Below are 11,252 nucleotides of genomic sequence, written 5' to 3'. Positions count from 1 at the left end.
CAGGGGGGACCCTGTGGGAGAGTAGGACGCCGCCGAACAATTATTCCGGGAAAGCCCCGTGCCCTTGTGGCACGGGGCTTTTCTGCGTTCAGAGCGTCTAGGGTCGAACCATGCGCTACGAACTGGTCATCTTCGACAACGACGGCGTGCTCGTCGACAGTGAGCCGATCTCCAACACGGTCCTGGCCGGCTACCTCACGGAGCTCGGTCACCCCACCTCGTACGAGGAGTCCCTCCGCGACTACATGGGGGCCGCCATCCACCGGGTGCACGACCTGGTGGACGAGCGGACAAGCCAGAAGCTCCCCGCGGACTTCGACGACGAGCTGCACCGCCGCACCCTCGCCGCGTTCGAGGCGGAGCAACTGGTCGCCGTGGACGGGGTCGAGGAGCTGCTGGGCGAGCTCGTCGCCGACGGGGTGGCGTACTGCGTCGCCTCGTCCGGAAGCCACCAGAAGATCGCGGCCGGACACCGCAAGGCCGGCCTCGACCAGTGGTTCGAGGAGGAGTGGATCTTCAGCTCCGAGGACGTGGGGCGGGGGAAGCCGGCCCCGGACCTGTTCCTCCACGCCGCCGAACGGATGGGCGTCGCCCCCGAGCGGTGTGTCGTGATCGAGGACAGCCCGCTCGGCGTCGAGGCGGCCCGCGCGGCCGGGATGGAGGTGTACGGGTTCACCTCGATGATGCCGGCGGACCGGCTCGTCGGGGTCACCGGGCACTTCTCCGACATGTCGCAGCTCCCGAAACTGCTCGCCTGACCGATCTACCCAGCGGTAGACCGGGGCTCTACGCTCGCGGCCATGACGGATGCGCGGTTGCGGTACGGCAGAGCCTCCCTGGCGCTCAGCTTCCTGGTGCAAGGTGTGGCCTTCGCCCTGCTCGTGACGCGCATCCCCGCCATCCAGGACCGGTACGGGATATCCGACGGGCTGCTGCCCGCCTTCCTGGCCGCGGTGCCTGTCCTGGCGGGGGTCGCCAGTGTGGCGACGGAGAAGGTGGTCGCGCGGGTACGGCCGGGGGCCGTGCTCAGGTGGGCGCAGCCCGTCGTGCTGCTCGCCCTGCTCGGCGTGGGTGCCGGCAGCGAGGTCTGGCAGGCGGTCGTCGCGCTCGGTGTCTTCGGGCTGGCGGTCGGGGCGCTGGACGCCTCGATGAACATGATGGGCGTCAGCCTGCAACGGGCGTACGGGCGCAGCATCATGCTGGGCTTCCACGCCGCGTACAGCCTGGGTGGCATCGCCGGGGCGTCGATGGCCTGGGCGGGTGCGCACTGGGACCTGTCGCTGCTCGCGTCCTATCTGCCCGTGGTGGCCGTCCTGCTGCCCGCGGCTCTGATCGGCAGCAGGTGGTACGCGGAGGGCGGGACCGGCGGGGACCAGGTGGAGGCGAAGCACGGGCAGGGTGGCTCCGTGCCGTTCAGGCTGCTGCTGCCGCTCTGCCTGGTGATGGCGTTCGCGTACATCGGGGACTCGACGGTCTCCAACTGGAGTGCGAAGTATCTGCAGGACGTGCTGGGCAGCTCGGAGCAGCTGGCGACGGTTCCGTACAACGTCTACATGGTGACGACGCTGCTGGGGCGGGCCGTCGGGGACCTCGGGGTGCGGCGGTTCGGGGCGGTGGCCGTGGTGCGGGGCGGCAGCGTGCTGGCCGCCGTCGGCTTCGCGGTGGTGGCGGTGGCGCCCGGAGCCTGGTGGGGGATGCTCGGCTTCACGCTGCTGGGCCTCGGGCTCTGTGTGATCGTGCCGCAGACCTTCGCGGCGGCGGGGAGGATGTTCCCCGGGGCGAGTGATGTGGCCGTCGCCCGGCTGAACGTCTTCAACTACGTGGGTTTCCTCGTCGGCAGTCCTCTCGTGGGGGCGCTCGGTGACGCGTGGAGCTACCGCGGCGCGATGCTCGTGCCCATGGTTCTGGTCCTCGCGACGCTCGTGTACGCCCGGTCGTTCGGTGCGGAGCCCGCCCGATACGGTGGCGGACATGAGCGGGCGCGCGCGGCTGATGTGGGATGAGGCAGTAACGGGATACGACTTCGGGTCCAGTCACCCCATGGATCCGGTCAGACTCGCCCTCACGAGGGGACTGGTGCGGGCGTTCGGCCTGGACGGGTCGGTGGATGTCAGGACGGCCAAGCCGGCCGGGGACTCCACGTTGCGGCTCGTGCATCGTGAGGACTACGTGGCGGCCGTCCGGGCGGCGTCCGCGGATCCGGGGGCCGCCGACCAGGCGTACGGGCTGGGGACGGTCGATGACCCCGCTTTCGAGGGCATGCACGAGGCGTCCGCGCTGATCGCCGGACTCTCGGTGGGGGCCGCGGAGGCCGTCTGGCGGGGGGAGACCGCTCACGCCGTGAACTTCACCGGCGGGCTGCACCACGCGATGCCCGGGGCGGCTTCGGGCTTCTGTGTGTACAACGACCCTGCGCTCGCCATCGCCCGGCTGCTTGAGCTGGGCGCGGAGCGGGTGGCGTACGTCGATGTGGACGTCCACCACGGGGACGGGGTGCAGGCGGCGTTCTGGGAGGACCCCAGGGTGCTGACCGTGTCGCTCCACGAGCATCCGCGCACGCTGTTCCCGCAGACCGGCTGGCCGGAGGAGACCGGTTCGGGAGCGGGTGAGGGCGGCGCGGTGAATGTGGCGCTGCCGGCGGGCACGGGTGACGCCGGGTGGCTGCGGGCGTTCCACGCCGTGGTGCCCGAGCTGCTGGAGGAGTTCAGGCCGCAGGTGCTGGTGACGCAGCACGGCGCGGACACGCACTTCGAGGACCCGCTGGCCCACCTGGCCGTGTCGCTGGACGCCCAGCGGGCCGTGATGGAGGCCTGCCACGATCTCGCCCACACCTACGCGGAGGACGGGCGCTGGGTGGCGCTGGGCGGGGGCGGCTACGCGGTGGTGGATGTGGTGCCCCGGTCCTGGACGCACCTCGTGGGGATCGCCGCCCACGCGCCGGTGGCGCCGGAGTCGGTCATCCCGTCGTCGTGGCGGGACGAGGTCTACGCCCGTACGCGGCAGTTGGGCCCGGCCCGGATGACGGACGGCCGTACGCCGTCGTGGAAGCCCTGGGAGGACGGGTACGACCCGGCGGACCGGCTGGACCAGGCGGTGCTGGCGACACGGCGGTCGGCGTTCCCGCTGCGGGGGCTGCTGGCCTGAGGGAAGGCCACGAGCCCCGTTTGCGAGGCCGTTACGCCAACGGTGGTGCGGTACCCGGGTTCCGGCCCGGGGACGCTCGCGGTGCGGCAGCATCGGGAGGGTGTTGAGCACCGGAGCGCTGCGCGCTCATCTGCTGGCGGCCCGGCTCGCCGGGCCCGTGGCCACGCCGCGGGAGACGAGTCTGAGGCGCTATCGGCTTTTCGCGGCGAGAGACCCCCGTGCGTTGCTCGGGCTCGATCCCGACCGGGCGTGGGGTGAGCGGGACCTGCTGCGTCTGATGGCCGACAAGTGCGGGGTCTCGGCCGACCCTGATCATGTGTCAGGTCCGGATGTCATCGATCCGGAGCGGACCCTGGCCGCGCTGGACGCGTTCGCGGAACGGCTCGCGAGGGCCGCGGAGAGACGGGCTCCGGTGCTGTTCGGCACCGGGCACCCGCACCGGTTGCTGGGGTTCTACGCCGGGCTGGCAGACGCGCTGTCGGCGGCCGGGTGCGTGGTGCTCACCTCCGCGCAGGGGCGATGTGTCGACATAACGACCCGGTTCGGCGTACGCACGTACAGCCTCGACTACGTACGAGGCGTCGCGCTGGTGCGCGAACCGGGCGTGCGGGCCCCTGGCGGTGCCACCGGCGCACACACCCACTCACCGCTCCCGGTTCGGGCCGTGCTGGAGGAGACCGTGAACGCCCGTGGGGTGCTGCCCGAGCTGGTGGTCGGGGACCACGGATGGGTCTGCGGCGCAGGTCAGCTGGGCATCGAGGCCATCGGGCTGGCCGATACCGATGACCCCGCGCTGTTCGTGGGTGAGGCGGAGGGGCGGGTGTCCGTCGCCGTTCCGGTTGATGACGGCGTGCGGTCGGACCACTACCGGCCTCTTACTCGGTATGTACTCAATCGGGCGTGTCTGTCACAGTAGGCGGCCGATCGTCTCACCTCTTCCCCACTCGCATCACCCGCCCCTAATCTGGGGAGTGAGCGCACAACGACGAAGAGTCACCGGAGGGGAAGCCGGTGCGCGTCTCGTGCGGAAGGTACAGGTGGGTCATGGCTGCTGGCAGCGAGAGGCCTCTCAACGAGGTCAAGTTTCTGACCGTGGCGGAAGTCGCCTCGGTCATGAGGGTGTCGAAGATGACCGTGTACCGCTTGGTGCACAGTGGTCATCTGCCGGCGATCAGGGTGGGAAGGTCCTTCCGGGTCCCGGAGCAAGCGGTTCACGAGTATCTCCGAGAGTCCTTCGTGGGGGTGGAGTCGGCCTGACGTCGCCCTCGGATTACGCCCCTCACCCGGTGGCGGGTAGGCTAGGCCGACGTAGGTCGTGTGGGCCCAGACGCCCCGCACCAGTGAAGAAGAAGTGAGCGAGGGTAGTCGTGGGCTCTGTTATCAAGAAGCGGCGCAAGCGGATGGCCAAGAAGAAGCACCGCAAGCTGCTCAAGCGCACGCGCGTTCAGCGTCGCAACAAGAAGTAAGCGAACGCAGTTCGTGAGTCCGAGGCCCTTCCGCCGTCCTGGCGGGAGGGCCTCGGCGCGTTTTCCGGGCAGGTGCTCCGGACCCGGTGATGTGCGGCGGATCCGGTGGTATTCCCGCCACAGCTTCGGTAAAGCCCGCCCGGGGTCATCACAGGGCAACATCCACCGACTACGGTGACGGCCAGGGGAAGACCCCGCTCGGTGAACGATCGACGGAAGGCGCTGATCTTGGGGAAGATCGTGCTCGTCACAGGCGCGGCCCGGCAGCTGGGGGGCCGTTTCGTGCGGCGCGTCCAGCGGGATCCCGGTGTGGACCGGGTGATCGCCGTGGACGCGGTCGCGCCGGAGCATGAGCTGGGTGACGCCGAATTCGTCCTGGCGGACATCCGGCAGTCGGCGATCGCCAGGGTCCTCGCCGAGCATTCCGTCGACACGGTCGTCCATCTGGACGTCTCCGCGAAGGCACTCGGCGCGGGTGGCCGGACGACGGTCAAGGAGACCAACGTCATCGGCACGATGCAGCTGCTCGGTGCGTGCCAGAAGTCCCCGACCGTCCAGCGGCTCGTGGTCAAGTCCAGCACCAACGTGTACGGCTCCGCCCCGCGCGACCCCGCGGTCTTCACCGAGACGACTCCCCCCAAGTCCCTGCCCAGCGGCGGTTTCGCCAAGGACGCGGTGGAGGTCGAGGGCTATGTCCGCGGCTTCGCGCGCCGCAGGCCGGACGTGGCCGTGTGCGTGCTGAGGTTCGCGAACATCCTGGGCCCCGAGCCGGACTCGCCGCTCGCCGACTATCTGTCGCTGCCCGTTCTGCCGACGGTCCTCGGGTACGACCCCCGGCTGCAGTTCGTGCATGAGGACGACGTCGTCGACGTACTGGAGATCGCGGCCCGCGAGCCCCGGCGCGGCACGCTGAACAGCGGCACGTTCAACATCGCGGGCGCCGGAGTGCTCCTGCTCTCGCAGTGCTCGCGCAGGCTGGGGCGGCCTACCGTGCCGGTGCTGCTGCCGGCCGTCACCTGGGTGGGGTCGGCGCTCCGTACGATCGGTATGACGGACTTCTCGCCGGAGCAGATCCGGCTCCTCACGCACGGCCGGGTGGTCTCGACGGTCCAGATGCGCGAGACGCTGGGCTTCCGGCCGAGGTTCACCACGGCCGAGACGTTCGCGGAGTTCGCCCGGAGCCGGGGGCCGGGGCTGCTGCCTCCCGAGCGGGTGGACAGGGCGGTCGGGAGGCTGGCCGAGCTGCCGCTCGGCGGCTGGGGACCGGCAGGCAGGACACATTCGACTCACGGCGCCAGGTAGAGGAGCGCGACCGACGATGGCGGACGCCAAGGTCATTCCCTTCGACGACGACCGTTCGCGCTCGGGCGCGGGGCGGCGCAGAGGAGCGCTGCCGGGTGCCGGGAGGGCCCAGCAGCCCGCTTCGGCCGGTCCCGCGCCCGTGAGCGCCCTGCCGGGCGGCCAGGTGCCTGAAGGGGCCGCTGAGGCCGCGGACGCCGCCTCACAGGACGGTGGAGAGGGCTCCGGGAGCGGCTGGGACCGGCGGATCGCGGGAGGGCTCGCCTTTCTGCGGCGCCGCCTCACGGGGGATTACGAGGTCGACGAGTTCGGCTACGACAAGGAGCTGACCGACCAGGTCCTCATGTCGATGCTGCGGCCCCTGGCGGACAAGTACTTCCGGGTCGAGGTGAAGGGCATCGAGAACATCCCGTCCGACGGCGGGGCGCTCATCGTGGCCAACCACTCCGGGACGCTGCCCCTGGACGGGCTGATGCTCCAGGTCGCGGTCCACGACAACCACCCGGCCGAGCGGCATCTGCGGCTGCTCGCGGCCGATCTCGTCTTCATGCTCCCGGTGGTCAACGAGCTGGCGAGGAAGGCCGGGCACACCCTCGCGTGCGCGGAGGACGCGGAGCGGCTGCTGCAGGGCGGTGAGGTCGTGGGGGTGATGCCGGAGGGCTTCAAGGGCATCGGGAAGCCGTTCGGCGAGCGGTACAAGCTGCAGCGCTTCGGGCGGGGCGGCTTCGTGTCGACGGCGCTGCGGGCCGGGGTGCCGATCGTGCCGTGCTCGATCGTGGGCGCCGAGGAGATCTACCCGATGATCGGCAACTCGAAGACGCTGGCCCGTGTCCTGGGGGTCCCGTACTTCCCGATCACGCCCACCTTTCCGTGGCTGGGACCGCTCGGTGCGGTGCCGTTGCCGACGAAGTGGACGATCCAGTTCGGGGATCCGATCCCGACGGACGGGTATCCGCCGGAGGCCGCGGAGGACCCGATGCTGATGTTCAACCTGACGGACCAGGTGCGGGAACAGATCCAGCACACGCTCTACAAGCTGCTGGTGCAGCGCCGGTCGGTCTTCTTCTGACCGCAGGCCGACCGCACGCCCACGCCCGTCGACCGCACGCCCGTCGACCGCACGGCCGACGTGAGGAGGGCGCCGTCCGGTCCGGACGGCGCCCTCCTCACATGCGGCGGCCCTACGGCTGGACGTCCTCGCTGTCGATGCCCAGGCCGGGCAGCAGGCCCGGGAGCAGCGGCGGCAGGGTGACGTCGGGCGCGGGGGACGCGCCGGGTGCGCCGCCCGGGGACGACGGGGTGGTGCCGTCCGCCGGGAGATCGTCCAGCAGGCCGTCGGAGCCGCCTCCGAGCAGACCGTCGGCGGGAGTGGAGCCGGAGCCCGAGGGCTTCGGCCCGGCGCTGCTGGTGGACGCGCTGTCGTCCGGGGCCGCGGAGGAGGACGGAGCCTTCTCCGGGGCCGTGGAGCCCCTGTCCTCCTGGGTGGCACCGGCGGGCGGCGCGTCCCTTTCGGTGCCCGGTGTGCGGGGCAGCAGGGACTTCAGCGGTGCGACCTCCTGGTCCATGGCCTCGAAGACGGAGCTGACCTTGTCGCGGATGTCGGTCAGCTGGACGGGCAGCCGGTCGCGGAGGCTGCTCCAGCTCGCGCGGTGCGAGCGGGAGAAGGAGTCCAGCGTCTGGATGGGCCCGATGGCGCCGTCGCGCTCGTAGGCGGTGTGGAGCAGGCGGTGGCCCTCGGTGGCGTCGTGCGTCATGCCGTCGAGCGCGCGCCTGACGTCACCGATCGACTCGTGGTCCATCTCTCCGGAGCGGGCCCGCTCCATCAGCCGGCGTGCTTCGCCGAGACGGGTCGACGCCTGGTCGAGGTAGGCCTCACCCCGGTCGGCGTCCCCGCTGGCCATGCCGAGGCTGATGTCCTCCATGCCGCGCTTGAGCGGGTAGAGGGAATCACCCGGCAGGGCGTCGGAACTGGCAGCGGCCACTCCGCCGAACGCTCCCGCGGCCACACCGACGGTGAGTCCGCCGGCGGTGAGGCCCTTCGCCCAGCGGGAGCGGGGGCGCAGCTTCCGGATGGGGGAGGCCCGGTGGGCTCCCTTGTTCCGTTGTTCGGGCACCGTAGGGCCCGTGGACGCACCGCCTTCGGCGAACATGGTCTCCATGGCCGCGAGGAGCTGCGCTCGCTGCACCACTTTGACCTCGGGATCGAATTCCGGCGCCGGTAGCTCACCGAGGCCGTTCGCCAGGGCCAACAGCGTTCCGTGGTCGGCCGGTTGGGCCGGGTCCTCGGGCTGTACGGCCGCCGCACCCTGGGGGGACTGCTCCTCCAGGGCCTGGGCGAAGGCGTTCGCCCGCCGGTGTGCCGAAACGTTTGCGATCACTGGCGGCACCTCCTCTCGTCATGACGGTCGACTCCCCTGAGGGTCCGGAAGTTGCCCACCGGAGACGTTTCCACACGAACGAGCGAGTGGAAACGGTCAGGTGTGGCGAACAGGGGGCCTGCATCCGGCACAACGAGTGGCGCGGCAGTTGGGTTACGGACGGCGGAGGATCCGATCGGTGTGTCACGGACACGTCACGGATGGTGACGTCAGCGGGCGTCGTCCGGCAGAAGTCGTGCGAGCGTACGCACGGCCCGGTACTGCAAGGTCTTGATCGCGCCCTCGTTCTTTCCCATGACCCGGGCGGTCTCGGCGACCGAGAGACCCTGCAGGAATCTCAGGGTCACGCACTCCTGCTGCTGTGGGTTGAGCCGGCGTACGGCTTGCAGCAGAGCGGCGTTGGAGAGGGATTCCAGGACGGAGTCCTCCGGGCTCCGCGCGACCTCGTTGGCGTCGAGCATTTCGCCGGTGGTCACTTCCAGTCGGAAACGACTGGATTTGAAGTGGTCGGCGACCAGGTTCCGAGCGATGGTGACCAGCCAGGCGCCGAAGTCGCGGCCCTGCCAGGTGAAGGTGGAAATACGGCGGAGTGCGCGCAGGAACGTCTCACTGGTGAGGTCCTCCGCTGTCGCCTTGCCTCCCACGCGGTAGTAGATGTACCGGTACACGGTGTCGCTGTACTGGTCGTACAGGCGGCCGAAGGCCTCGGCCTCACCGGCCTGCGCGCGCTCGACGAGATCCATCATGCGCGCGCTGTCGCTGTCGGCTGTGGGACGGCGGACGGGAGCCGACGGCACGGCAGCCGCAGCGCCGCGGTTACCGCGTCTTCCGACGGCCGCGCTGCGTTCGGCCAGCGCATAGCAAGGGCCGGCAGGTACAGGGGTGGCAAATTGGGGGACGGCGTACGCGGTGGGGACGAAGCCGCGCAAGCGGTCGAGGACCGTTGCGCGCAGCGTAGCCAGGCCCGAGGTGTCAACCCCGACGTGTGGGTACACGGGACTCCCAGAGGCAGAGCTTCCATCACGTGCAGTTGAAAACCGTCACTCGTGGTAATGGGTGACGGGTTCCTTGTGCGTCTGAGGAGAATAACGCTTCGTACAGGCCGTGCTACACCCAGTTGCTCAAATCACCGGTTAGGTCGCTTCTGTCACCTCTAAGTGACGATTCAGGCAGCACATCGTGACCGGTTATTGATCGAATAGCTTCGGAATCTGCCTATGGCGGCGACGGGTTGTGGTCGTCCGTACGTAACGCGACTGGCCGGAGCGATGGGTGTCCGTGCCGCTGTTCCGCTCCCGATCGGGCGTACGTGCTCGGGCGTGCCGCTGCGGGGCCGCAAGGCGGGACCGCGGGGAGGAGGGGCCTCCGTGGAGGAGGCCGCCGTTTGCAGGGGTCAGCGGCGGCGGCGGTGGATCGCCACTGCGGCGGCCGTGCCGCCGGCCAGCGCGCCGACGCCCGCCGCGGCGGGGATGCCGACCTTGGCCGCCTTGCGGCCGGTGCGGTAGTCGCGGAGCCGCCAGTCCAGGGAGCGGGCGTGCTTGCGCAGCTTGGAGTCGGGGTTGATCGCGTACGGGTGGCCGACCAGGGACAGCATGGGGATGTCGTTGTGCGAGTCGCTGTACGCGGCGCAGCGCTCGAGGTCCAGGCCCTCGGCCGCCGCGAGCGCGCGTACGGCTTCGGCCTTCGCCGGGCCGTGCAGGGGTTCGCCGACCAGCCGGCCGGTGTAGACGCCGTCGACCGACTCGGCGACCGTGCCGAGGGCGCCGGTGAGACCGAGGCGGCGGGCGATGATCGTGGCGGTCTCCACCGGGGCGGCGGTGACCAGCCAGACCTTCTGGCCCGCGTCGAGGTGGGCCTGGGCCAGGGCGCGGGTGCCGGGCCAGATGCGGTCGGCCATGTACTCGTCGTAGATCTCCTCGCCGATGGACATCAGCTCGGAGACACGGTGGCCCTTGACGATGGACAGGGCGCTGTCGCGGGCGTCCTGCATGTGCTCCGGGTCCTCGACGCCGGCCAGCCTGAACCAGGCCTGCTGCCAGGCGAACCTGGTGAGTTCGCGCCGCTGGAAGAACTTCCGCTTGTACAGGCCCCGGCCGAAGTGGAAGATCGCGGCGCCCTGCATGACGGTGTTGTCCAGGTCGAAGAAGGCCGCGGCGCGGGTGTCCCCGGCCACCGGAAAGACGGGCTCCCGGGGCTCTGCGGGGCTGATGAGCAGCTCTTCGGCGCCGGCCGGCAGTGCCGACTTCTGCGCGGCCTCGGCTGCGGCCTCGCCTGCGAGCACGCTGCGTGCCGTGGCGGGGCGCCTGCGGGGGGTGAGCCATCCAAGAGCGGCCATGTCGTGAGCATAGCCATTCTGTTCGGCTCTTCCCGACCTGGCGGGATGCGGCGGTGTGAACTCTCCGGGACCGGGGCGTTAAACGGGTGATTCCGCGTCCCCGGGGCGGCCGGAAGGGGCCGTCGAGGGGCGCAGAATGAAGGTATGAGTGCTCTGCTGCGTCGTACGAGGAAGAACCCCGCGGACCGGGTGGTGACCCTGGTGGGGAAGCCCGGGTGTCACCTCTGTGACGATGCCCGGCTGGTGGTGAGTGAGGTCTGTGAGGAGACCGGCGCGTCCTGGGTGGAGAAGGACATCACGCGGGACGAGGCGCTGTACAAGGAGTACTGGGAGCAGATCCCGGTGGTCCTGATCGATGACGAACAGCACACCTTCTGGCGGGTGGATCCGGCGCGGCTGCGCACCGCACTGCGTACGTGAGGGGGCTTCCTGGGCGAATCCCGGTTAACATCATGGGCGTTTTGAGTGGTCTCGGGGGCGTGGACATGAGGAGTGTGTACCGTCTTGCCCCCTTCGGGCCTGCAACGGGCTGAGGCCGTCCCGGGTTCCGGGACCGCGCAGGGAATATGCGTGACCCCGGTCACTTTGACCAGACAAAACGGACACTATCTTTGTGCACGCGTTCACAAA

The 11,252-nt window shown here is 70.2% G+C and carries 12 protein-coding genes; 9 read left to right on the top strand and 3 right to left on the bottom strand.

Annotation, left to right across the window (positions count from 1 at the left end; translation table 11 throughout):
- The first annotated feature begins 110 nt into the window (after positions 1-110).
- The 8 genes from AB0P41_RS23015 to AB0P41_RS22980 all read left to right on the top strand — a co-directional run bounded on the left by AB0P41_RS23015 (position 111) and on the right by AB0P41_RS22980 (position 6,978).
- Positions 111-758 carry an HAD family hydrolase gene (locus tag AB0P41_RS23015; RefSeq protein WP_356710054.1) on the top strand — a complete coding sequence of 216 codons (648 nt, stop codon included), beginning with the start codon at positions 111-113 and terminating at the stop codon, positions 756-758.
- A gap of 42 nt (positions 759-800) precedes the next feature.
- Complete coding sequence (locus AB0P41_RS23010; RefSeq protein WP_365933834.1) at positions 801-2,003, top strand: MFS transporter; 1,203 nt, start codon at positions 801-803, stop codon at positions 2,001-2,003.
- Positions 1,972-3,144 (top strand): acetoin utilization protein AcuC, encoded by a 1,173-nt coding sequence (locus AB0P41_RS23005; protein ID WP_356710050.1) that lies wholly within the window; start codon positions 1,972-1,974, stop codon positions 3,142-3,144. The genes AB0P41_RS23010 and AB0P41_RS23005 overlap by 32 nt, the downstream gene beginning before the upstream one ends.
- 100 nt (positions 3,145-3,244) lie before the next feature.
- Positions 3,245-4,060: a phosphatase gene (locus AB0P41_RS23000; RefSeq protein WP_365933832.1), complete on the top strand. Its 816-nt coding sequence runs from the start codon at positions 3,245-3,247 to the stop codon at positions 4,058-4,060.
- A gap of 128 nt (positions 4,061-4,188) precedes the next feature.
- Complete coding sequence (locus AB0P41_RS22995) at positions 4,189-4,401, top strand: helix-turn-helix domain-containing protein (RefSeq protein ID WP_014046653.1); 213 nt, start codon at positions 4,189-4,191, stop codon at positions 4,399-4,401.
- A 110-nt stretch (positions 4,402-4,511) separates the two neighbouring features.
- Positions 4,512-4,610, top strand: coding sequence for an AURKAIP1/COX24 domain-containing protein (locus AB0P41_RS22990; protein WP_003948845.1), 99 nt, complete (start codon positions 4,512-4,514; stop codon positions 4,608-4,610).
- Positions 4,611-4,838: 228 nt separating this feature from the next.
- The gene (locus AB0P41_RS22985) at positions 4,839-5,912 is read left to right on the top strand and encodes an NAD-dependent epimerase/dehydratase family protein (protein ID WP_356710103.1); all 1,074 of its coding nucleotides are present in this window, start codon (positions 4,839-4,841) and stop codon (positions 5,910-5,912) included.
- 16 nt (positions 5,913-5,928) lie between these two features.
- On the top strand, positions 5,929-6,978 hold the full coding sequence (locus AB0P41_RS22980) for a lysophospholipid acyltransferase family protein (protein WP_356710046.1): 1,050 nt from the start codon (positions 5,929-5,931) through the stop codon (positions 6,976-6,978).
- Positions 6,979-7,090: 112 nt separating this feature from the next.
- Here the strand turns inward: AB0P41_RS22980 and AB0P41_RS22975 are convergent, their stop codons facing one another.
- The 3 genes from AB0P41_RS22975 to AB0P41_RS22965 all read right to left on the bottom strand — a co-directional run bounded on the left by AB0P41_RS22975 (position 7,091) and on the right by AB0P41_RS22965 (position 10,622).
- Positions 7,091-8,287 (bottom strand): DUF5667 domain-containing protein, encoded by a 1,197-nt coding sequence (locus AB0P41_RS22975; RefSeq protein WP_356710044.1) that lies wholly within the window; start codon positions 8,285-8,287, stop codon positions 7,091-7,093.
- 209 nt (positions 8,288-8,496) lie between these two features.
- Positions 8,497-9,282 carry an ECF subfamily RNA polymerase sigma factor, BldN family gene (locus AB0P41_RS22970; protein ID WP_356710042.1) on the bottom strand — a complete coding sequence of 262 codons (786 nt, stop codon included), beginning with the start codon at positions 9,280-9,282 and terminating at the stop codon, positions 8,497-8,499.
- A 398-nt stretch (positions 9,283-9,680) separates the two neighbouring features.
- Positions 9,681-10,622 carry an HAD-IB family hydrolase gene (locus tag AB0P41_RS22965; protein ID WP_365933830.1) on the bottom strand — a complete coding sequence of 314 codons (942 nt, stop codon included), beginning with the start codon at positions 10,620-10,622 and terminating at the stop codon, positions 9,681-9,683.
- 144 nt (positions 10,623-10,766) lie between these two features.
- Here AB0P41_RS22965 and AB0P41_RS22960 point away from each other — a divergent pair, with 144 nt between their 5' ends.
- On the top strand, positions 10,767-11,042 hold the full coding sequence (locus AB0P41_RS22960; RefSeq protein WP_104786857.1) for a glutaredoxin family protein: 276 nt from the start codon (positions 10,767-10,769) through the stop codon (positions 11,040-11,042).
- Positions 11,043-11,252 lie beyond the last annotated feature (210 nt).

It is taken from the genome of Streptomyces sp. NPDC079167 (genome assembly GCF_040686735.1).
Classification (GTDB): Bacteria; Actinomycetota; Actinomycetes; order Streptomycetales; family Streptomycetaceae; genus Streptomyces.
Note: the sequence above shows the minus strand (reverse complement) of the source record. Positions and strands in the feature narration are given on the sequence as shown.